This window comes from Pseudomonas sp. BF-R-26 (assembly GCF_019947395.1).
Classification (GTDB): Bacteria; Pseudomonadota; Gammaproteobacteria; order Pseudomonadales; family Pseudomonadaceae; genus Aquipseudomonas; species Aquipseudomonas farris.
Genome location: NZ_JAGYGK010000010.1, coordinates 25,684 through 46,721 on the forward strand (window position 1 = coordinate 25,684; position 21,038 = coordinate 46,721).

16 protein-coding genes are annotated in these 21,038 nt (G+C 59.8%); 7 read left to right on the forward strand and 9 right to left on the reverse strand.

All coding sequences use genetic code 11. From position 1 onward, the window contains the following. The first annotated feature begins 8 nt into the window (after window positions 1–8). Both KGB18_RS16305 and KGB18_RS16310 read left to right on the forward strand, forming a co-directional pair. Window positions 9–647: a LysE family translocator gene (locus tag KGB18_RS16305; RefSeq protein ID WP_123719374.1), complete on the forward strand. Its 639-nt coding sequence runs from the start codon at window positions 9–11 to the stop codon at window positions 645–647. A 2-nt stretch (window positions 648–649) separates the two neighbouring features. After that, on the forward strand, window positions 650–1,147 hold the full coding sequence (locus KGB18_RS16310; protein WP_123719373.1) for a GNAT family N-acetyltransferase: 498 nt from the start codon (window positions 650–652) through the stop codon (window positions 1,145–1,147). 88 nt (window positions 1,148–1,235) lie between these two features. Here KGB18_RS16310 and metR read toward each other — a convergent pair whose 3' ends face one another. Continuing rightward, window positions 1,236–2,153 (reverse strand): transcriptional regulator MetR, encoded by a 918-nt coding sequence (gene metR, locus KGB18_RS16315; RefSeq protein WP_007898547.1) that lies wholly within the window; start codon window positions 2,151–2,153, stop codon window positions 1,236–1,238. 120 nt (window positions 2,154–2,273) lie between these two features. Between metR and metE the strand changes: the two genes are divergently transcribed. Continuing rightward, window positions 2,274–4,586, forward strand: a complete 2,313-nt coding sequence (metE, locus tag KGB18_RS16320; protein WP_223570238.1) for a 5-methyltetrahydropteroyltriglutamate--homocysteine S-methyltransferase — start codon at window positions 2,274–2,276, stop codon at window positions 4,584–4,586. Window positions 4,587–4,631: 45 nt separating this feature from the next. Here the strand turns inward: metE and KGB18_RS16325 are convergent, their stop codons facing one another. After that, a complete protein-coding gene (locus tag KGB18_RS16325; protein WP_223570239.1) occupies window positions 4,632–10,208 on the reverse strand; it encodes a dermonecrotic toxin domain-containing protein in 5,577 nt (1,858 codons plus the stop codon). A gap of 300 nt (window positions 10,209–10,508) precedes the next feature. Between KGB18_RS16325 and KGB18_RS16330 the strand changes: the two genes are divergently transcribed. Beyond that, window positions 10,509–11,543, forward strand: a complete 1,035-nt coding sequence (locus KGB18_RS16330) for an alpha/beta fold hydrolase (protein ID WP_123719370.1) — start codon at window positions 10,509–10,511, stop codon at window positions 11,541–11,543. A 70-nt stretch (window positions 11,544–11,613) separates the two neighbouring features. On the opposite strand, the gene KGB18_RS16335 is transcribed toward KGB18_RS16330, so the two are convergent. Next, window positions 11,614–11,970, reverse strand: a complete 357-nt coding sequence (locus KGB18_RS16335) for a DUF6124 family protein (protein ID WP_223570240.1) — start codon at window positions 11,968–11,970, stop codon at window positions 11,614–11,616. A gap of 545 nt (window positions 11,971–12,515) precedes the next feature. On the opposite strand from KGB18_RS16335, the gene KGB18_RS16340 reads away from it, so the two are divergent. The 3 genes from KGB18_RS16340 to KGB18_RS16350 all read left to right on the forward strand — a co-directional run bounded on the left by KGB18_RS16340 (window position 12,516) and on the right by KGB18_RS16350 (window position 14,878). Further along, a complete protein-coding gene (locus tag KGB18_RS16340; RefSeq protein WP_123719368.1) occupies window positions 12,516–13,181 on the forward strand; it encodes a DsbA family oxidoreductase in 666 nt (221 codons plus the stop codon). 96 nt (window positions 13,182–13,277) lie between these two features. Further along, window positions 13,278–13,973: a hypothetical protein gene (locus KGB18_RS16345; protein ID WP_123719367.1), complete on the forward strand. Its 696-nt coding sequence runs from the start codon at window positions 13,278–13,280 to the stop codon at window positions 13,971–13,973. Next, on the forward strand, window positions 13,970–14,878 hold the full coding sequence (locus KGB18_RS16350) for a hypothetical protein (protein ID WP_123719366.1): 909 nt from the start codon (window positions 13,970–13,972) through the stop codon (window positions 14,876–14,878). The genes KGB18_RS16345 and KGB18_RS16350 overlap by 4 nt, the downstream gene beginning before the upstream one ends. A gap of 63 nt (window positions 14,879–14,941) precedes the next feature. Here KGB18_RS16350 and KGB18_RS16355 read toward each other — a convergent pair whose 3' ends face one another. From KGB18_RS16355 to KGB18_RS16380, 6 genes are all read right to left on the reverse strand, one after another. Beyond that, window positions 14,942–15,271 (reverse strand): GlpM family protein, encoded by a 330-nt coding sequence (locus tag KGB18_RS16355; RefSeq protein WP_176466865.1) that lies wholly within the window; start codon window positions 15,269–15,271, stop codon window positions 14,942–14,944. Between the two features lie 8 nt (window positions 15,272–15,279). Continuing rightward, on the reverse strand, window positions 15,280–16,608 hold the full coding sequence (locus KGB18_RS16360) for a sigma-54-dependent transcriptional regulator (protein WP_123719365.1): 1,329 nt from the start codon (window positions 16,606–16,608) through the stop codon (window positions 15,280–15,282). Further along, a complete protein-coding gene (locus tag KGB18_RS16365; RefSeq protein ID WP_123719364.1) occupies window positions 16,605–18,506 on the reverse strand; it encodes a sensor histidine kinase in 1,902 nt (633 codons plus the stop codon). Before KGB18_RS16365 ends, KGB18_RS16360 begins: the two co-directional genes overlap by 4 nt. 224 nt (window positions 18,507–18,730) lie before the next feature. Beyond that, window positions 18,731–19,465 carry an amino acid ABC transporter ATP-binding protein gene (locus tag KGB18_RS16370; RefSeq protein WP_052966165.1) on the reverse strand — a complete coding sequence of 245 codons (735 nt, stop codon included), beginning with the start codon at window positions 19,463–19,465 and terminating at the stop codon, window positions 18,731–18,733. Then, window positions 19,462–20,133 carry an amino acid ABC transporter permease gene (locus KGB18_RS16375; protein WP_123719363.1) on the reverse strand — a complete coding sequence of 224 codons (672 nt, stop codon included), beginning with the start codon at window positions 20,131–20,133 and terminating at the stop codon, window positions 19,462–19,464. The genes KGB18_RS16370 and KGB18_RS16375 overlap by 4 nt, the downstream gene beginning before the upstream one ends. Further along, window positions 20,133–20,879 (reverse strand): amino acid ABC transporter permease, encoded by a 747-nt coding sequence (locus tag KGB18_RS16380; protein WP_030128211.1) that lies wholly within the window; start codon window positions 20,877–20,879, stop codon window positions 20,133–20,135. The genes KGB18_RS16375 and KGB18_RS16380 overlap by 1 nt, the downstream gene beginning before the upstream one ends. Window positions 20,880–21,038 lie beyond the last annotated feature (159 nt).

Consider the following 21,038-nt stretch of genomic DNA (forward strand, 5'->3'; position numbering starts at 1 on the left):
GGATGCCCATGATCCCGCTTCAAGACTTGCTGATTTTCGCCGCCGCGGCACTGCTGATGGTACTCACGCCCGGGCCGAACATGATCTACCTGATCTCTCGTTCAATCTGCCAGGGCCGCAAGGCCGGGGTGACTTCGTTGCTCGGCGTGGTCGCGGGATTTTTAGTGCACCTGTTCGCGGCCGCCGCGGGTTTGACCGCGGTGTTCGTGGCAGTGCCGATGGCTTACGAAGTGTTGAAGTGGGCCGGCGCGCTGTACTTGCTGTGGCTGGCCTGGCAGGCGGTCAAGCCTGGTGCGCGCTCGCCGTTCGAGGCGCAGCAGCTGCCGGCAGATTCGTCGCGCAAGTTGATCACCATGGGCTTTCTCACCAGCGCCCTGAACCCGAAGATCGCGGTGTTTTACCTGTCGGTGTTTCCGCAGTTCATTACTCCTGAGCACGGTTCGGTGTTCACCCAGAGCATCGTCCTCGGCCTGACCCAGATCAGCGTGAGCTTCAGCGTCAACCTGCTGATCGCGCTGTTTGCCGCGGGCATTGCGTCCTGGTTCGTCAACAACCCGAACTGGCTGGCGATGCAGCGTTATTTCATGGGCTTCGTGCTGTCCGGGCTGGCGGTGCGCTTGATGGTTGAGCAGCGGCGAGTGGCCTGAAGATGTGGATTGAACGGCTTGATGCCAGTCATGCCCTGGATTATCGGGCGCTGATGCTTGAGGCCTATGACTTGCATCCCCAGGCGTTCACTTCCAGCGTGCGCGAGCGCGCCGTGATGCCGCTGAGTTGGTGGGAATCGCGGCTGACCAGCAAGCTGGACCGGGTACTCGGGGCGTTTGAGGAAGGGAAACTGGCGGGCATCGTCGGCTTGGCTTTTGAAGCGAGGGAGAAGGCTCGGCACAAGGCGACGTTGTTTGGCATGTACGTTTCGGGTGAGGTTCGGCAGCGCGGGCTCGGCTACCGGCTGGTCCAGGCCGCGTTGGCTGAAGCGCAGACCCATCAGGGCCTGAGGCTGATCCAGTTGACCGTCACCGCCGGCAATGAAGCTGCCTTCAAGCTGTATCAGCGTTGCGGCTTCGTGCAGTTCGGGCTTGAGCCGCTGGCAGTGCGGGTTGGCGAAGACTACTTCGACAAGATCCATATGTGGCGTGAGCTCTGAAAGCACCCCGCTCCCTTGTAGGAGCGAGGCTTGCCCGCGATGAGGCCTGAACAATCACCCTTCAACTTTGATCAGAATCGACAGGATTTCAGCGAACTGCACTAACCCCATCCAGCGTCGAAAACGACGTGTCCTTGGCCGTCAGCAAAAAGTCGCGCATGTACGGCGCATCCAGCATATCGGCGCGAATCCCGGCGTAGAGCGTTGCGAACAAGCCTTTCTCGCCCAGTCGCTTGGCCTTCACATAACCCCGTGAACTGTATTCATGCAGCGCCCAATGGGGCATGCCGCAGACGCCGCGACCGCTGGCCACCAGTTGCATCATCATCACCGTCAGTTCCGAGGTGCGCACCTGGGCCGGTTCGATGTCGGCCGGTTCCAGGAAGCGGGTGAAGATGTCCAGCCGATCACGCTCCACAGGGTAGGTGATCAAGGTTTCCGTCAGCAAATCTTCGGGCACGATGTACGGCTTACTCGCCAGGCGGTGCTGATTAGCCACCGCAAGCATGGCTTCGTAGGTGAACAACGGCACGTAAGTGATCCCGACCAGTTCCAGCGGGTCGGAGGTCACCACCAGATCCAGGTCGCCCCGGGCCAGCGCCGGCAGCGGGGCGAAGGAGAACCCTGAGGCCAAGTCCAGCTCGACTTCCGGCCAGGCATCGCGGAACTGGTCGATGGTCGGCATCAGCCACTGAAAGCAACTGTGGCACTCGATCGCCATGTGCAGACGCCCCGCAGTGCCGCCGGCCAGCCGTGCAATGTCTCGCTCGGCGCCGCGCAGCAATGGCAGGGTGGCGTCGGCCAGTTGCAGGAGGCGCAAGCCGGCACTGGTGAAGCGCACCGGTTTGGTCTTGCGCACGAACAGCGGCATGCCCATGCGCTCTTCCAGCTCCTTGAACTGGTGGGACAGCGCCGACTGGGTCAGGTGCAGGCGGTCGGCCGCATCCACCAGGCTGTCGGCTTCGCGCAAAGCGTGCAGGGTTTTCAGGTGACGGATTTCAAGCACCGGGGGCTCCATGAGGAAAACTTGTGATCAACACGAAAAGGTTGAGTTTGTCTCATGTTGGGTGAGCTGTCGACAATAGCACCATGTTTTATAGCGTCCTTTATAGAGAGAACTCTTACCATGGCCTTGGCCCACACTCTTGGTTTTCCGCGCATCGGCGCCGACCGCGAACTGAAAAAAGCCCTCGAATCCTACTGGAAGGGTGATCTTGACCAGGACGCACTGAAAAGCGTCGGCCGCCAATTGCGTGCCACCCACTGGCAATTGCAAAAAGACGCCGGCATCGACCTGCTCCCCGTGGGCGACTTCGCCTGGTACGACCAGGTACTGACTCACTCCCTGACCTTCGGTGTCATCCCCGAGCGCTTCGACAGTGCCAAAGACTCCCGTGGCCTGCCGACACTCGACACCCTGTTCGCCATGGCCCGTGGCGCTAGCGCGGCCTGTTGCGGCGGGGGAAATGGCAAGGCGCAATACGCTCAGGAACTGACCAAGTGGTTCGACACCAACTACCACTATCTGGTCCCGGAATTCACCGCAGACCAGCAGTTCAAACTGAGCTGGGAACAGCTGTTCGACGAAGTCGAAGAAGCCAAGGCCCTGGGCCACAACGTCAAACCGGTGATCATCGGCCCGTTGACCTATCTGTGGCTGGGCAAGGCGAAGGGTGATGGCTTCGACAAACTCGACCTGCTGGAGCGCCTGCTGCCGATCTACGGCGAAATCCTCGGTCGCCTCGCTGCCCAAGGCGTGGAGTGGGTGCAGATCGACGAACCGATCCTCACCCTCGACCTGCCACAGGTCTGGAAAAACGCCTTCGAGCGCGCCTATCACATCCTCCAATATTCGCCGCTGAAAAAACTCGTGGCGACTTACTTCAGTGGCCTGGAAGACAACCTTGGCCTGGCTGTCAGCCTGCCAGTGCAAGGCTTGCACATCGACGCGGTGCGCGCGCCGGATCAACTCGGCCAAGTGCTGGATCGCCTGCCTACCTACAAGATTCTCTCGGTAGGTCTGGTTAACGGCCGCAACGTCTGGCGCTGCGAACTGGAGCAAGTCCTCGCGCAACTGCAGCCGGCTCAGGAGCGCTTTGGCGATAACTTGTGGGTCAGCAGTTCCTGCTCGCTGCTGCACAGCCCGGTGGACCTGGAGCGTGAAGACAAACTCGACCCGGAACTGAAAAGCTGGCTGGCGTTTGCCGTGCAGAAGTGCGGTGAAATCGCCGTGCTGCGTGATGCCCTCAACGATCCGCAAGCGCCAAAGGTGCAAGCTGCCCTGGCTGAAAGCCGCGCCATTGCGGCCAGTCGCGCCCAATCTCCGCGTATCCACAAAGCGGATGTTCAGGCCCGAATCAACGCCATCGGCGCCGCGGACAGCCAACGTCACTCGCCGTTTGCCAAACGTATCGAACAACAACAGGCACGTCTGAAACTGCCGGCGTTTCCGACCACCACCATCGGCTCGTTCCCACAGACTGGTTCGATCCGTCTGGCGCGCCAGGCCTTCAAGCAAGGCAAGCTGTCGGCCAACGATTACACCGATGCCATGCATAGCGAAATCCGCCACGCCGTGCAAATCCAGGAACGCCTGGGCCTGGACGTATTGGTACACGGTGAAGCCGAGCGCAACGACATGGTCGAGTACTTCGCCGAACAACTGGACGGCTACTTGTTCACCCGGTTCGGCTGGGTCCAGAGCTACGGTTCGCGCTGCGTCAAACCGGCGATCATTTATGGTGACCTGAGCCGTCCGAAGCCGATGACGGTTGACTGGATCACCTATGCTCAAAGCCTGACCGACAAGGTCATGAAAGGCATGCTCACCGGTCCCGTGACCATGCTGATGTGGTCGTTCCCGCGCGAAGACGTCTCGCGAAAAGTTCAGGCGCAGCAACTGGCCCTGGCCTTGCGCGATGAAGTGGTGGACCTGGAAAACGCCGGCATCAAAATCGTCCAGATCGACGAAGCCGCCTTCCGCGAAGGGCTGCCGCTACGCCGGGCGCAATGGCAGGAATACCTCGATTGGGCGGTGGAAGCCTTCCGTCTGAGTGCATCGGGCGTACGCGACGAAACCCAGATCCACACCCACATGTGCTACAGCGAATTCAACGACGTGATCCAGTCCATCGCCGCCATGGACGCCGACGTGATCACCATCGAAACCTCGCGCTCGGACATGGAACTGCTGGAAGCCTTCGAAGCGTTCGACTACCCGAACGACATCGGCCCGGGCGTCTATGACATCCACTCGCCACGGGTGCCAGACACCGCCGAGATGGTGAAGTTGATGAGCAAAGCGGTGAAGCGGATTCCGGCCGAGCGCCTGTGGGTCAATCCCGATTGTGGGTTGAAGACCCGTGCCTGGCCGGAAACAGAAGCCGCGCTGGTGAACATGGTCGCGGCGGCACGTCTGCTGCGTAGTCAGCTGGCCTGACAGCTGACTGACAACGGAGCGCTTCGGGCGCTCCGTTGTCGTTCTTCACAGCAGTGGAAAATGTTTGAGCGCCAGCGGTTTGCCGATGTCGCCCCGCCAGATTGACTCCACCTGAGCGCCGCTGTTGGCTTGAGCCTGTTGCCATTGCAGGCCCAGGTTGCGTTGTTCAGGCAATTTCAGATGACCTTTGACGAACTCGTTGAACGGTGATTTCGCCGAGGGGTAATGAAAATGCGCATACCACAGCGTTTGCAGCGGCTGGCGGGTCAAATCGCGAACTTCATACTCCTGCAGAAAATCCCGTCGACCGTCCGGGCGCTTGCCGATATCGCGCAATGCGCCTTCCTTGCGAATGTCCACCACCCGTTGTTCCAGCAGGTAGTCCAGATAACCCTCGGTGGGGGTTCTGCTGTTCATGGACTGTTCGATACGCAGGGTGCGTCCGGCACGCGCAAGATCCCGGGCCTTCTCCTTCAATTGCACGATGATCGGATCGGTGGGTGACAGTCGTTCGATGTCCCGCGCCCGCATGATGAGTTCGTCAGCTTCGCTGTTCATCATGTGCTCAAGGTCGACCGGCAGCATGCCCTGGTCGGCATAACTTTTGACCTTGCTCTGGTAGTTTTCTATGGCAGCGAGCCGTGTTCGGGACTCCGCCAGCAACGGTCGAACATCCGTCTGCTGCGGACGTTGTACGGCGAAAGATTGCTCGCTGAGGTGATATTTACCGCTTGAGCGCGGCAGCCAGGTTTCCGTGTGCCCATCGACCCCCTCGATGGTGAACCGCTTCTGCTGAGTCACCGCATCGGTTTTTTCGACGCCGATCAGTAACTGGTTGTCTTCGGTCTCAAAAAACTTTTTACCGGATGCGACTTCATTCGGTGAGGTGGAGGTGCGGTTACCCAAGACTTTTTGAGCAGATGTCTCGAGATTCGCCAGGTTATCCAGAAACCGGGTGACTTGTTCCTTATCCAGGTGTTGCGGATAGCCCAGTACCCAGGCATTCAGGTCGCGGCGGAATTTGGAGTAAGTCTCCAGACAGTCTTTCAGCACTCTGTGGCGTTGTGTCACGTTGGCGTGCACGGTCGGAAGGTTGTGCTGGGTGACCATGGCACGATCCACTTTGATCCTGGCGTTTTTCAACTGCACATGAAAATACAACCAGGACTGGTCGTGGACGGCGTCGTATCGGGTAATGATTTCGAGGCTGTGTGCTGCTTTCAGGTAACGGTAGCTTGTCCCGCTGAACGCCTTGTTTACCTTCGCCAGATCATCGGCCATTTCCAGTTTTTGGTTTTTAAGGGTGATTCGACCATTCCACAGGTTGGCCTGTTCGGTCGCGGTGTAAGCGTATTCGAGGTCCTGAAGAAAAGCTTTACGGACCGCCGTGCGTTGCGCCATCAAGTCCAGGTGTTTGCGGATATCGCTCGCGGGTGTGGTGTTGGAAAGTTCATTGAATTCATCGATCCGGTCGAGGCAGCCCTGTAGTCGCTGATTGGCCAGGTCGATCCGGCACAGGGTGCGATCAACCACTAAAAAGGCGCATTTGTTTTTAACCTCAGCAATTTCCCGGGCTTGTCGTCGCTCGCCAAAACTGCGCAGTTCTTCCAGATCGGCGTATTGGTTCTGAGCGATGTCGATGTCTTTGGCACAGGCAGCGTCGACAGAAGGTTGCAGTTTTATGCGTTGTTCAGTGCCGGCTTCATAGTATTCCATGAGGGCGATTTTAGTTTTTTTGGACTGCGTCGTGAGCTGCCGGGTACTCGCGTCGATGGTGTGTTTCAATGTCCCCAGACGACGCGCAGTCCGATCAGTCCACCAGCGGGGCAGCCAACGCCTGATGACCGCTGGCCAGAGCGGATCCATGCCGTCGGCCAGATGCCCGAGCACCGCACCGCCGCCCACGCCACCGCCCTCCATCAATGTGCCGTACACCGCATAGTGGGTGTTCCAGTTGCCGGCCTCATCGAGGGCGATCGGCTGTTTATAGGCGCGTGCCCATGTGCCGTGCAAGCGCCAGCCACGAGGAGCATCGCTCAGCTCGATCCGGTAGATGCGCCCCTGGCTGATCATGAAATCGCCCTCGGCATGCCGATAGACATTGCGATAGATGCCGTGTGTGGCAGGTTGCAGTTCAGCCAGAGAAATTTCGTGTTCATATTCGTAGCCGTGAAAGTAATCACGGACGCGATGGGCCTGTCGACGCGAGGGCATCTGCAAAGCACCGGCCTTTCTGGCCACTGTGCGTAACTGACGATGGCGCGTTATTGCACGGGCAGCACCCGGAGCCGCGTTGGCACCCGGAAGCACATCCATGGCAGCGTCGATCAACGACAACAACACCGCCTCCACTTCGGCCAGACCATGACCGACATCGCCACGCAGGAAAGCAGCGACCGCCAGATTGGCGCTGCCCCAAGCGTCATACAAGGCAATGGCCGAGCCCACGAATGGCACTATGCCCAGGGCCATTTTCAGATAGTTGAACATCGCGCCGGACTTCAGTGCGCAGTGCTCCAGGTACAAGGCGTCATTGGAGCGTGAGGTACTTCGATGGGCTTCCAGTAAACGCCCCATATGCACATCGAGCAGATGCGCCGCCAGCGACGTGGCGGCCGGCCACGCCATGCCAACGCCGATCAGCGCATTGAAGTTTCGCAGCAATGCCTCATTGATCCGACTGACGTGAAGGGCGAAGTCGCCTTGCAAGGCACGCCCGGCCAAATAGTTGACCATGCTGTTGTGCAGGCACAGGTTGAACAGGCCTTGGCGTGCCTGCTCAAGGGTGTCGTATTGGCGCAGGTGGATACCGTCCGGGCTGTCCGGCAGGTAGAGCAGCGTCAGGCCACTGACCTGTTCCTCGATGAAGGTGACCCCCGACAAAGTGCTCGGGCCCTGATGCGGCGTGTCTTCACCGCCCACTGTCAGATGGGCCGGCAGCAGCACGATACGCTTGCCTTGGGCAGCAAAGGCTTGCGCGGTATTGGCGTCAATCGCGATATTCAGCACCTGCCGTCCATGGGCGTCGATCTGTCGTTGCAGCAGGGCAAATTCGCCTTGCAGTTTCAGCATCAGGCGCCAAGGCTCGGTGAGGCTTTCACGGCGATATTCAAGGTCGAAGGCCGAGGCGGTGGGGGCGCCTAGAAAAGCGTGGCGGATCTGTGTCTCGTAATGTCCGGCCAGATCCAGTTCGGTGATCAGCTTGCGCAGATAGGGTTGTGTGATGCCGGTTTTCAGCTTCTTGCGTTCTGCCTCGTCATCCGTAGAGATCTCGACCTGCATGAGCGACAGTCGCCACCATAACTCCTGATCGATATTGGTTTGGGCCAGATCGGCGAGGGACCGCTTGCTGCGGTTTTTACTGGCTATCAGCACATTTTTTTGCGGCGTTCCCGGCGCGGCGCCTTCGATCACGACCTTCTGCCAAGTGGTTGAATCGGGCAGATCCAGCATCACCTCAAAGCCTTGTTTAAGGGCGAAGTCCTTACGCAGGCGAGCGTCGATGCGCTTTTTGCTGAAATCATCCCGTGGCGGCAGATCCCGTTCGAGTAACTCATGGGAGCGTTTCATGGCCGCAATGTACGTCTTGAACAGATGCTTGAACTGCAAGCGCCGAGCATCGGACAGCGTGCCGAGCCACTGTGGCAGTGCTTTAGCCAGGACGCTGCTGTGGTTTTGCTCGAGGAGTTGCGCGAAGGCCAGTTCCCGCGCGGCGGGCATCGGCACTGTCAGGCGGGCGAGGGTGTGTTCGCGCAGTTTTTCCAGCGCCACGGTACGCTGCTGGGCTTTGGCTGGCACGGGGTTGTCGGCAATCAGTCGAGTCGCCTGCTGTACGCAGCGGTAAAGCTGATTTTGCAGGGCATATTCGAACGGGTCGCCGCTCAACTCGCTCAGGTGCAAGGCCAACACGTCGTCGTTGGCGCTCAATTTGAACAGTGCTTGTTCCAGTGCTCGCCGAGAGGCGAAACGCTGCAAGCCACCGAACCGGCCGGGCCAGTACAACAACAGACTGTGGGGCGCGACACCGCGCAGTATGGATGGGTGCGTGATCAGCAGCACGCCGTCCAGTTCCTCGCTTTGAGTGCCGTCGTCGCCTTCAGTGGTCGACAAAGTCAGCCGCGCCACCGCGACATCTGCATTGCGCGGCGCAGCGGGAGCATCGAGAACTGCTTGAACCCAGCGGTGTTCTTCAGGGCTGAGCTGGTTCAGGGGCAATTGAATCTCTGCCTCGCTGCGCAACCCCGCTAACCGTGCCTGATACAGCGCGGTGTAATGCGGATTCGATGCATGGCGCAGTTCCAGCATCTTCAGCGCGTCGCGGGTGTCCAGCAATGCGGAGGCGGCGGTTTGGCTGGCCTGTTCTGCTGCCGCCAAGGCGTCGAGGTGTTTTTTCAGGTTCTGCAGGCGCGAGTCATTCAGATCACCTGCGAAGTCTTTGCCAAGCAGGGTTTCGAGCGCTGCGCAGTGATACGCCAAGGCACTCTGGCGGGTGTCCAGCGCAATGTCGGGGGTGAGCAAGCCGAACTGCGGAACACTGTCGCTGGTCTCTTCCTCGCTGAGGATATCCGCCGGCAATTCGGCTGGCTCGGCAAAAGCAGCTTCTTGCCGGTGTTGTCGATCCAATCGGTCAGCGGCGTCCAGCGCGGTGGCGCCGTGCTCGGCGATATCACTGCCGTTGACCTGGCGAATGCTGTTTATCCAGGCGACCGATACCCGTGCAATCAGCTGCTCGGCGGCGACTGCCAGCGGTGTGGTTACGATGCGGGTGTATTCGAAGCTGATACCGTCGAGCGGAGGCATCCCGGCAATATTTTGCGGGTGTGTGGTCAGCCAGCTTTCCACCTCATGACGGTGCTGGAAGTGCCTCCAAGCCGGCTGCTGCTCTGGCAAGTACAGCAATTGCGCGGCCGGTTGTTCGGTGCTGATGAGCAGAACACCGGGCAACTCGACACGGCGACTGTCAGCGAATCTGAGCGCCAGTTGCTTGATCGTCATTGGAGGGGCGTCGACAACCGTACTGTCGCTGGGGGCATCGATCAGCGTCAGCAGCGACTTCATCAGTTCGGCCGTCAAGGTGCGCTGGGCATGGGCCACCTGGCTGGAGGCTTCGAAGTGCTGGCGATACAGCTGGATGGCCAGCGCTCTGCGCGATACCGCCGTCCCGCGTGCCCGGGCGCTCCACCAACGATCCCAGTCGTGATTGAGCAGGCGCTCCGGGTTCAGGTTTTTCAGCTGTTCGAGCAATTCGGAGGGAGGCTTGCCGAAGAGGAGGTGTTCCCGTGCAAGACCGATCACCACGCAACGCGCGTCGAGTGAAATCTCGACCGCAGGCTGTTGCAGCACAAAGGCGCAGGCGTGGGTCAGGCTGACAAAATGTTCCGGCCGGTTGCTGGCGGTGAAGAAACTCAGACCGACCCGATTGCCATCCAGATCCCAGTGGTCTTTGAGCAAACGCGTAATCGAGGCACGCGCCTGCGGGCTTTGCGCCATGAGTTCGAGCCATTGTCGGCGACAGTCGCGCCAGCGTTCCGAGGCTGTCAGTAACAGGCTCTGATCGGGTGCGGGGGCAAGCAGGTGGGAAAAGCCGAAATCGGCCTGTAAGGGCTTGGTGGCGTCGGACATGGCGACTGGTCTCCAAAGGGCAAGAGGGCCGGGTGTTCCGGCATCGGGGCCATTAGAGGTCAGTTGTGAGGGGGGCAGGTGGTACATAGTTATAGGGTTGTGCGTTTATCAACCGCCAGGTTACGTCCTCCAGGCTACGACCCATTTTTATCGCGATGAGCGACGGTCGAACGCGCTCGGCCGTATCGGTCGATGACCGCTCGGCAATCTTCATCAAACTGTCACGTAACTGTGGCAGCGCGCTTGAACAAACTTCATCAGACTCGCGCTCTACTGGAGTTCTGCGTTTCGGTGTTTTTCATGCGTGCTTTATTTTTATCGGCGGCCACTTTTCTGGCCGCTTTATTGTTCAGCCTGTCGTCCCTGGCGGCTGCGCGGTGCGATGTCAATGTTCCGACCGAGCGGGTCGATCTGGAACAGGTGAGCCTGGCCTACCAGAGCATTGGCCGTGCCTCGGATCCTGCGTTGTTGCTAGTGATGGGCCTGGGCGGGCAGTTGATTCACTGGCCGGACGAGGTGGTGGTTGCGCTGTGTCAGCAGGGTTTTCGGGTGATTCGCTATGACAATCGCGATGTGGGCCTCTCGACTTGGCGGCAGACGCCTATCGAGGCCAACCTGACCTTCGAAGTGTTGCGCTACAAACTCGGTTTGCCGGTATCGGCGCCGTACACCCTGACCGACATGGCGGATGATGCCTTTGGACTGATGGATGCTTTGCACGTCAAACAATTCCACGTACTGGGCGCCAGCATGGGCGGGATGATCGCCCAACATATGGCGGCGATGGCACCGCAGCGTGTCGAGAGCCTGACGTTGTTGATGACCAGCTCGGGTGCCGAAGGTTTGCCGGCACCGAGTGCGGCGCTGGTGCAGTTACTCGCGCGACGCGGCGCACCGAATCGCGAGGTGGCGCTGGAGCAACAGGCCGATTTGCTGGCGGCGCTGGGTAGCCCGGCGGTGAGCGATGACCGGCAGGCGCTGTTGCAGCAGGCGGCGCAATCCTATGACCGGGCATTCAACCCGGAGGGCGTGAAGCGCCAGATCATGGCCATCCTCGCCGAACGGAGCCGGGTGGCGCTGCTTAATCAATTGCGGGTGCCGACGCTGGTGGTTCACGGCACCGCCGATCCGTTGTTGCCGGTGATGCATGGCGTGCACCTGGCGGCGCACATTCGCGGCAGTCAGTTGAAGCTGATCCCGGGGTTGGCCCATCGTTTTCAAGAGGCGTTCAAGGCGCCGTTGTTGGCGGCAGTGTTGCCGTATTTGCAGGCCCATCGCGAAGACACCTCGCACTGGGCGCAGATTGATCCGGTAACCGCCCCAAATCTCCTGTAACCCCAAAATCCAATGTGGGAGCGAGCAGGCTCGCTCCCACAGGGTTTAGGTTCTCCGACAGGTTCAGGTTTTACGTTGGAACGAAGTTATCAAGCACCCGGTTCACCGCCAGTTCACCCAACATGACGGAGTTCTGGATGCCGAGCACGGTGTTGCGCTGCGGGCCGTCCACCAGCCCCGCGAAATCACTCAACATCACGCTCGCCGCTGCCAGGGATTCGCAGGCGTTGACCAGCAGGGTTTCGTTATTGGCGTCGGGGGCGATGAGGTAAAGGGTGCTGGGTTTGCGTGGGGTATCTTTGGGAATGACCGGTTTGAGGTAGTAATCGAGGGCGCGGTCGGCGGCTTCGTTGAGCTTTTTGGAGCCTGGGGTTTCGTACGGGGAAACGTCGTCGGTTTCCGGTGGGTTTGGAGTGATTTTGAACATTGAACTGGTACTCCTGTTAGTAGAGCTGCAACTCATCTCGCTACTAAACGGAATGGGGAGGCAGCTGTGCGCAAGTTAGTAGACCGGCCACCAGTCAAAACCGGCGCGCCCGAGGGCACCATGCGCACAGCCACCATCAAGTGCAGGCGAATGCCTGACTGGATGACACTTATGCGACCGGAAAGAAATGCCGGGCTACTAAACCCGATCACTGGGAATCAGTGACACGAACCAAGTTACCGACGGGCCTCCAGGCGCACAAGCCGGCGGATTCTGACGTGGTTGTAGGCGTCGGCGCAAGGCGCTGTAGCTTTCAGGAAGTAACGCTAAACAGAACTAAACACGCCCCCCAAAACACCCCAAAACCTGTGGGAGCGGGCTTGCCCGCGATGGCGGCGTGTCAGTCACCGCAGATGTCGTCTTGAACACCGTCATCGCGGGCAAGCCCGGCTCCCACAGGGAGAGTGGAACGGCTGCCACACGGGCTCAGCCTTCGGGTGTATCGTTCAAACTTTCCGGCGCGATCCAAGCCTGCGAGGTGTGTAATGAGTACCCCCCTGAAAATCGATTTCGTCAGCGACGTGTCCTGCCCCTGGTGCGTTGTCGGTCTGTATAGCCTGACCCGTGCCCTGGATTTGCTCGGCGACGAAGTCCAGGCCGAGATCCGTTTCCAGCCGTTCGAACTGAACCCGAAGATGGGCCCCGAAGGTCAGAACATCACCGAACACATCAGCGAAAAGTATGGCTCGACGCCTGAGCAATCGCAGAAGAACCGCGAAATGATCCGCGCGCGTGGCGCCGAGGTCGGGTTTGCCTTTCGCACGGACGGCAACAGCCGTATCTACAACACTTTCGATGCTCATCGCTTACTGCACTGGGCGGGGCTGGAAGGGTTGCAGTTCAACCTGAAAGACGCACTGTTCAAGGCGTATTTCACCGAGGGCGGCAATCCGTCCGATCACGGGCAATTGGCGCAGCTCGCCGAAAGCGTGGGGCTGAATCGGCAGCGGGCCGAGGCGATTCTGGCGTCCGATGAATTCGCCAAAGAGGTTCGCGAGGAAGAACAGTTGTGGTTAACGCGGGGAGTGAGTTCGGTGCCGACGGTGGTGTTCAACGGGCAGTACGCCGTCAGTGGCGGGCAACCGGTGGAGACGTTTGTCGGTGCGATTCGTCAGATCATGAGTGAAGCCAAGGGCGGAACGGTCAACTAACGATTGCTGGTCGAAAAATATATCAATGTGCCACTACGGTTTTTGCCGGTGCTGCCGACATAGGCAGCATCGTTAATAATCATAGGGACTTGATCCATGAATCTTCACGCTCTACGCACCTGGGCAGCACTGACGTTGCTCGCCTGCCTGACCCTCACGGGCTGTGCTCACGTGCAACCTCCAGTACCGCTGGACCACCAATTCTGGGATGCCAAAGAGCCGACTATCGGCGTGGCGATCACTGTGGTGCCGGAGCCGGTGCTGGCGTTGACCGGCAATCAGGGGATTCTCGATTACGCCATCAACAAGGGCGTTAACAACAAGCTCAGTGACAATGTCGAAAAATGGCAAGTGGGCGACCTCAATACCTTGCCCGATGTCCTTGTCGCCAAGCTGCAGGCAAAGGGTTACAAAGCCAAGCGGATCAACGAGCCGTTCGACCTGAAGATTTATAAGGAAACCAGTTTCCGCGAAGGCTACATGACCCGTGACATGACGCCGGTCAAAGCCACCTACGGCGTCGATCGTCTGCTGCTGGTGAATGTCTACGCCACCGGCGCTACCCGCAGCTACTACAGCATCGTGCCGACCAGCGTGCCGATGGCGCAGGTGGGCGGACAGGGCATGGTGATCGATCTGGCAGACAACAAATTGCTGTGGTTCAAACCCTTTGTCGCTACGCAAGCCGCCCAGGGCGAGTGGGACGAGCCGACCTACACCAACCTGTCCAACGCGTTCTATCAGGCTGTGGACAATAGCCGTCAGCAAATGATCACCCCGTTCGCGCAATGAAGCGTCTGCCTATAGTGGCTGGTGCGCTGGCCCTGCTGATGCTGCCGGGGTGTGCGCAAAAACCGGCCCCTGAGGCCGGTTTCAAGGACCAGAGTGCCTTGCCTTATGTCCAGACCCACGGGCTTAAGGTCGATGTGCAGTTGCCGCAATCCTTTGTGGGTGCGAGCACCGTGATTGACTCCCAGGCAGCCTTGAAGGCTGCGTCGTCGAGTCATAATCTGGTGGCGAGCTCGGGCAACACTGCCGGGCTTGCCGGTTTGCTGGTCGCCAGCCTGATCAACACCCAGATGGGCAGCGGCAGCTTGCAGCGCGATGCGGAAAAAACCGCGCTCAACGAGGCGCGACCGATGGCCGACTTGCTCGCTGGCGTTCCGTTGCAGGAGCGTCTGCAAAAGCGCTATCAACAGGCTTCGCAAGTGGCCGGGTTCAAGCAAGGAGAAGGGCAGGTCACCGCGCGCTTGGTGATAGAGCCCAGACTGATGCTGACCCCCGATCGCGGCAGTTTCGTGCTGGTCAATCAGGTGCAGGTTCAGGACATTGCCGGTTCGGCGCTGTATCGCATGCGGATCGAAGTCGTCAGCCAGCCGATTCGGCGCTGTGGCAAGCAGTGCATCGATGACGGCGGCCTAGATTTGGCAAAGGTCACGGCCGTGCTCGACGAGTGTATCGACGAGTCGATGCGCGTTTTGTCCACCGACCTGATGCAGCCGACACCGCCAGCGGCAGCCCAGGAAACCTTGCGTTATATCCTTGATGGCCAGCGAGTGGTCGAGCGTGGTTATCAACTGGCCAACAACGGTAACTATTGGCGTTATCGCAACCTCTACGGGGCGGTGAAATCGGTGCCGGTGCCGTTTGAAGATGCGTTGACACAAGCACAGTTGCAGAAGGTTTACGGGCAGTAACCAAGGGACTTGCCCCTTACCCCGTCCCCGTAAGAGCTGCCGCAGGCCGCGATCTTTTTAAATTTAGCCGTGCAGGCGAACCCACACACTGACCAGCACCGTCGCCGCCATCAACCACGCCACCGCAGCCACCGCCAGTGAAGCCTCCAGCCGCATCCGGTCGACCATCACATACAAGGTCGCCAGGTAGACGAAGTACGGAATGATCGACCACATGCCAAACACGATGGTGGTTTTCAGATCATCCAGCGAGCGCCCCTTGCCGACGATGTAATGGGCGATCAGCGCAAAGGTCGGAAACAGCGGCACCAAACCCGCGATGTAATAGTTTTTGGTCTTGGCCAGCATGGCCAGAATCACCACCACCGCCGCGCCCAGGGTTGCTTTGAAAATCAGGTCCATCAGTGACTCAGCCCGTATTTCTTCACTTTGTCGAACAGCGTGGTCTTGGCCATCCCCAGTTCCTGGCTGGCCTGGGTCAGGTTGCCGCCGCTGCGCTGCAAGGCGTCGCTGAGCAAGTTGCGCTCGAAGGCTTCCACCGCTTCGGCGAAGGCCAGGCCCTGATTGTTGCCATTGGCGCCGGATTTTTTGAAGGCCGGCAGGCCCAATGCGAAACGCTCGGCGACGTTGCGTAGTTCGCGCACGTTGCCTGGCCAGTCGTGGCTCATCAGGTTCGACAGGGTCTGATTGTCCAGTTCCGGCACCGCGCGGTCGAAGCGCAGGGATGACAGCTGCAGGAAGTGTTCGAAAAGTTGCAGGATGTCTTCGCGGCGCTCGCGCAGCGGCGGCAGTTCCAGGGTTACCACGTTCAGGCGGTAATACAGGTCGCTGCGAAACTCGCCGGCCTTGCTCGATTGATCCAGATCGGACTTGGTCGCGGCGATCACCCGGCAATCCACCGCCACACTCTGGTTCGAGCCGAGGCGTTCAAGGGTGCGTTCCTGCAACACCCGCAGCAGTTTGATCTGCAACGGTAGCGGCATGCTTTCCACTTCATCGAGGAACAGCGTGCCGCCGTCGGCGTGTTCGATCTTGCCGATCCGCCGCTTGCCGGCACCGGTGAAGGCGTTGGCCTCGTGGCCGAAGATTTCGCTTTCGAACAGGTTCTCCGGCAGGCCACCGCAGTTCAGCGCGACGAACTGTTTGGTGTGCCGACGGCTGAAGTCATGCAGGCAGCGCGCAACCAATTCTTTACCGGTACCGGTCTCGCCTTCGATCAGCACGTTGGCCGAGGTGTCGGCGACGTTGGCGATCAGTTCCCGCAGGTTCTGCATGGCCGGCGAGCGCCCGATGATCCGGCCTTCGAGGGAGTCGCGCTCGAACAGTTGTCGACGTAGCGACGACACTTCCCGCGCCAGGCTGCGTTGCTCTAGCGCGCGGCGGGCGACGTCTACCAGACGTTCCGGGGAGAAGGGTTTTTCCATGAAATCGTAGGCGCCTTTCTGCATCGCGCCGACGGCCATGGAGATGTCGCCGTGGCCGGTAATCAGCACCACCGGCAGGCTGCGATCGCGGGCCTTGAGCCGGGTCAGCAGTTCCAGGCCATCGATGCCCGGCAGACGGATGTCACTGATGACGATGCCGGCGAAGTTATCGCCAACCCGCTCCAGCGCTTCTTCAGCGCTACCCACACCCACGCAGGGAATGTCTTCCAGGGTCAGCGCCTGTTGGCAACCGAGCAGGACATGGGGGTCGTCTTCGACGATCAGCACACTAAGGTCGTTGTTCATATTGGCTCGGCGGGAGTGGGGCTTACCAACGGTAAACTTAGGACGAAGGTGGTACCACCGCTGGCCGGGTGTTCGACACCCAGATGCCCGCCGGTGGCGGCGGCCAGGCTGGCTGAAAGCGTCAGGCCGAGGCCCAGGCCCTGTTCGCCGGGTTTGGTGGTGAAGAACGGTTCGAACAAATGCTTGCGCGCTTCGGCATCAATACCGTGGCCGTTGTCGCGTACCCGCAGGCGATATTTGCCGTCGAACTCCTCGCCTTCGAGCCACAACTCCGGCTGGGGCTGCGACTGCATGGCGTCGAGCGCGTTGCCGATCAGGTTGACCAGGATCTGCTCCAGACGGGTCTGGTCGATCAGCACCTGCACGTCTTCGAGGTCGCGGTGCAAGTGCAGTTGCGCGCTTTCCATCCGGCCGCCTAGCAATTGCAGGGCGGCGTCTACGGCTTTGCCAAAGCTGGCCTGGCCCTTGTCATCACCGCGCCGGGCGAAGGAGCGCAGGCTGGCGGTGATCCGGCCCATGCGGTCGATCAGCTCATTGATGGTCTTGAGGTTGGTGCTGGCCACATCCAGCTGACCGCGTTCCAGAAAGCGCACGGTATTACCGGACAAGGTCCGCAAGGCTGCCAGCGGCTGGTTCAATTCGTGGGCGATACTGGTGGACATCTGACCGATGGCCGCCAGTTTGCCAGCCTGGACCAGTTCATCCTGGGCCCGGCGCAATGTCTCTTCCGCTTGCCGCCGTTCACGGATCTGACCCTTGAGCCGTTCGTTGCTGGCGCGCAGGTCGGTGGTGCGTTCGGTAATCCGACGCTCCAGTTGATTGTTGGCTTCCTGCAAGGCTTCCCGCGCCGCGAGGCGGGTGGCGATCACCTTGCGTCGCTCGTTCCAGGCGATCAGCAGAAACGCCACCAGGGCAAACGCCACCGCCACCAGAATCCCCTGATTGATCGCTTCACGCCGCAAATCCTGCAGGGGGGTGAGCAGGGTGAAATTCCATGGGGTGTCGCTCAGCGGCCGGGTTTGCGAGAGGTAGCTGATGTTCTCTTCATCGGACATCAATTCGCTGTTGGCGGGGAAGGTCAGTTTTTCCTCGCCTTCGGCCAGTTTCTCCCGCGCCAGCGGTTGCAGTTCATTCAGCGGAAACCAGTAATACTGCAGGCTACGGGCCAGTTTTTCCTTGGTTTCCTCGCTCAATGGCACAACCGATTTAAGCCGCCGCGCCGGATCGCTGGAGAGAATGATGATGCCGTTCTCGTCGCTGACGAAGGCTTCCAGGCGCGCGCGCTGCCAGCGTTCTTCCATGGCTTCGAGGCGAACCTTGACCACGGCGACGCCGATGATCTTGCCGTGCTCTTCCAGACCGTGCGCCAGGTAATAGCCGGGTTCGCCGCTGGTGCTGCCGATGCCGTAGAAACGCCCCGACTGACCGCGTACGGCGTTCTGGAAATAGGCGCGGAAGGACAGGTCTTCACCCAGATAACTGTCGACATCGCGCCAGTTGCTGGTGGCCAGTACGCGACCGGTGGTGTCCATCACATAAATGGCCCGACTGCGGCTGCGCCGGTTCAGGCCTTCAAGGTATTCGTTGACCGTCTGCCGGAGTTCCGGAGACGGGTCGGCCAACAGCTTCGAAACACTGGATTCGAGTTCCAGCAGGCTGGGCAGGTAGGTGTACTTGCTGATCTCGCTCTCGACGGCGCGGGCGTGCAGTTCCAACTGACGCTGGCCATTCTCGCTGAGGCTGCGAATTCCGTAGTGTTCACTGACCCAGAAGCCGATGTAACCCAATCCGATCATCAGGGCGATGACCAGCGGCGGCAGGAACAGATGGCGAATCAAACGGGGTTTCACGGCGAGTGATGGCGGCGCGGCGCGATAGAGGGTGGAGTCGCATTTCATCACAGATGCCTTGGGTCAACCACAACACAAATATCCATATACCCACAGATCCTTGTGGGAGTTGGCTCTGTGGCGAGGGGGCTTGCCCCCGTTCGGCTGCGAAGCAGTCGTAAACCCGTTGCATGCGGTTTGACTTCGAAATGCCGGGGCCGCTTCGCGACCCAACGGGGGCAAGCCCCCTCGCCACACAAGCCAGCTCCCACAGGGGGAGCGGCGTCCGATGCTTAGTGCTGCAAAATTTTCGCGAGGAAGTGCTGTGTACGCTCGGCACGGGCGTTGATGTCGCCGAAGAACTCTTCTTTCTTGCAGTCTTCGATGATCTTGCCCTGGTCCATGAAAATCACCCGGTCCGCTACCTTGCGGGCGAAGCCCATTTCATGGGTCACGCACATCATGGTCATGCCTTCATGGGCCAGTTGCACCATCACGTCGAGTACTTCGTTGACCATTTCCGGGTCCAGCGCCGAGGTCGGTTCGTCGAACAGCATGACGATCGGGTCCATCGCCAGCGCACGGGCAATCGCCACACGCTGTTGCTGACCACCAGAAAGCTGGCCCGGGTGCTTATGCGCATGGGCAGATAGCCCGACTCGCTCAAGCAGTTGCAGGGCTTTTTTTGAGGCTTCTTCCTTGCTGCGGCCCAGCACCTTGATTTGCGCGATGGTCAGGTTATCCATGATGCTCAGGTGCGGGAACAGTTCGAAATGCTGGAACACCATGCCGACGCGGGAACGCAGTTTCGGCAGGTTGGTCTTCGGGTCGGCGATGGACGTGCCATCGACGATCACGTCGCCTTTCTGGAACGGTTCCAGCGCGTTGACGCATTTGATCAGGGTGGATTTTCCGGAACCGGATGGTCCGCACACCACGATCACTTCGCCTTTTTTGACCTCGGTGCTGCAGTCAGTCAGTACCTGGAAGTCGCCATACCACTTGTTGACATTCTTGATAGAGATCATACGGCAAACCTTTTTTGCAGACGCTTGACCAGCTGCGAGGCGGCAAAGCTGATGATGAAGTATGTGAAACCGGCGAAGATCAGGAACTCATTGGAGCGGCCGATGATGTCGCCACTGGCGCGCGAGGCATTGAGGAAGTCCACCAGACCCACCGCGTAAACCAGCGAGGTGTCCTGAAACAGGATAATGCTCTGTTGCAGCAGCAGCGGGGTCATCTTGCGGAACGCTTGCGGCAGGATGATCAATCGCATCATTTGGCCGTAGCCCATGCCCAATGCCTGGGCAGCACCCATCTGGCCCTTGGGGATCGACTGCACGCCGGCCCGGACGATTTCGCAGAAGTACGCTGCTTCGAACATCATGAAGGCTACGATGCACGAGGCGAACGCGCCGATCGGAGTATCTTCGCCGGTGATCCAGCGTAGTACGAACGGCACCGCCAGGTAGAACCAGGTGATGACCAGCAGCAGTGGAATCGAGCGGAAGTAGTTAACGTAGGCGCCGGCGATGTTCGACAGCAGTTTGCTGTGGGACAGGCGCATCAGTGCCAGGATCGTGCCGAGGATGATCCCGCCGGTCACGCCCAGGGCCATGAGTTTGAGGGTCATGACCATGCCGTTCCACAAGCCCGGCAGGGACGGAATGATGCCCGAGAAGTCGAATTCCATCATTTACCCCCTACGGAGATCAGGCCTGGTACGGCAACTTTCTTCTCGACACCGCGCATCAGTAACATCAGGCCCATGTTCAGGGTGAAGTAGATCAGCGTCGCCAAGGTGAAGGCTTCGAACAGGTTGGCGGAGAACTCGGCGGTCTGTTTGGTCTGCGCGAGCAGCTCCATCAGGCCGATCAGCGAGGCCACGGACGAGTTCTTGAACACGTTCAAAAATTCCGAGGTAAGCGGCGGAATAATGATGCGGTAAGCCTGGGGCAGCAGCACGTTCCAGTAGATCTGCGGCAGCTTGAAACCCATGGCGCGGGCAGCGGATTCCTGGCCGCGAGGCAGCGCCTGGATACCGGTGCGCACTTGTTCGCAAACCCGAGCGGTGGTGAACAGACCCAGGCACACGACGACGCTGAGGAAGGCCGAGGTGGTCGGGTTGAGATCTTGCTTGTACCACTCCTGGATGTCCGCAGGCAGCAGGTCGGGTACCAGGAAGTACCAGATGAACAGCTGAACCAGCAGCGGCACGTTACGGAAGAGTTCGACGTAGCAGGTCGCGATGCCCGATACGATGCGATTCGGCACCGTGCGCATGACGCCCAGAATCGAGCCTAGTAGCAGCGCGATGATCCAGGCTGCGACGGCAATGGCGATGGTCCAGCCCAAACCGGAGAGGTACCAGTCGAAATAAATCTCGCTGCCCACGCCGGTGGACTTGAAGAACACGCCCCAGTCCCAGTTGTAATTCATTAGGGTCTCCCCTCGGATTCGTTCGATTTACAAATGCCCGCCTGGGGAATCTCCGTTCCCGCCCGACCATGACGTCAGGCACACACGAGCGGCTCGACAACCACCGGTTCGAGTGTTTCCAAAAATGCCAGCAGGGAGTGACAAATCCCTGAAAGGGCA

Coding starts and splice junctions, on each gene's coding strand:
- KGB18_RS16305 (WP_123719374.1), top strand. CDS start 9: ATGATCCCGCTTCAAGACTTGCTGATTTTCGCCGCCGCGGCACTGCTG.
- KGB18_RS16310 (WP_123719373.1), top strand. CDS start 650: ATGTGGATTGAACGGCTTGATGCCAGTCATGCCCTGGATTATCGGGCG.
- metE (WP_223570238.1), top strand. CDS start 2,274: ATGGCCTTGGCCCACACTCTTGGTTTTCCGCGCATCGGCGCCGACCGC.
- KGB18_RS16325 (WP_223570239.1), bottom strand. CDS start 10,208: ATGTCCGACGCCACCAAGCCCTTACAGGCCGATTTCGGCTTTTCCCAC.
- KGB18_RS16330 (WP_123719370.1), top strand. CDS start 10,509: ATGCGTGCTTTATTTTTATCGGCGGCCACTTTTCTGGCCGCTTTATTG.
- KGB18_RS16335 (WP_223570240.1), bottom strand. CDS start 11,970: ATGTTCAAAATCACTCCAAACCCACCGGAAACCGACGACGTTTCCCCG.
- KGB18_RS16340 (WP_123719368.1), top strand. CDS start 12,516: ATGAGTACCCCCCTGAAAATCGATTTCGTCAGCGACGTGTCCTGCCCC.
- KGB18_RS16345 (WP_123719367.1), top strand. CDS start 13,278: ATGAATCTTCACGCTCTACGCACCTGGGCAGCACTGACGTTGCTCGCC.
- KGB18_RS16350 (WP_123719366.1), top strand. CDS start 13,970: ATGAAGCGTCTGCCTATAGTGGCTGGTGCGCTGGCCCTGCTGATGCTG.
- KGB18_RS16360 (WP_123719365.1), bottom strand. CDS start 16,608: ATGAACAACGACCTTAGTGTGCTGATCGTCGAAGACGACCCCCATGTC.
- KGB18_RS16365 (WP_123719364.1), bottom strand. CDS start 18,506: ATGAAATGCGACTCCACCCTCTATCGCGCCGCGCCGCCATCACTCGCC.
- KGB18_RS16370 (WP_052966165.1), bottom strand. CDS start 19,465: ATGATCTCTATCAAGAATGTCAACAAGTGGTATGGCGACTTCCAGGTA.
- KGB18_RS16375 (WP_123719363.1), bottom strand. CDS start 20,133: ATGGAATTCGACTTCTCGGGCATCATTCCGTCCCTGCCGGGCTTGTGG.
- KGB18_RS16380 (WP_030128211.1), bottom strand. CDS start 20,879: ATGAATTACAACTGGGACTGGGGCGTGTTCTTCAAGTCCACCGGCGTG.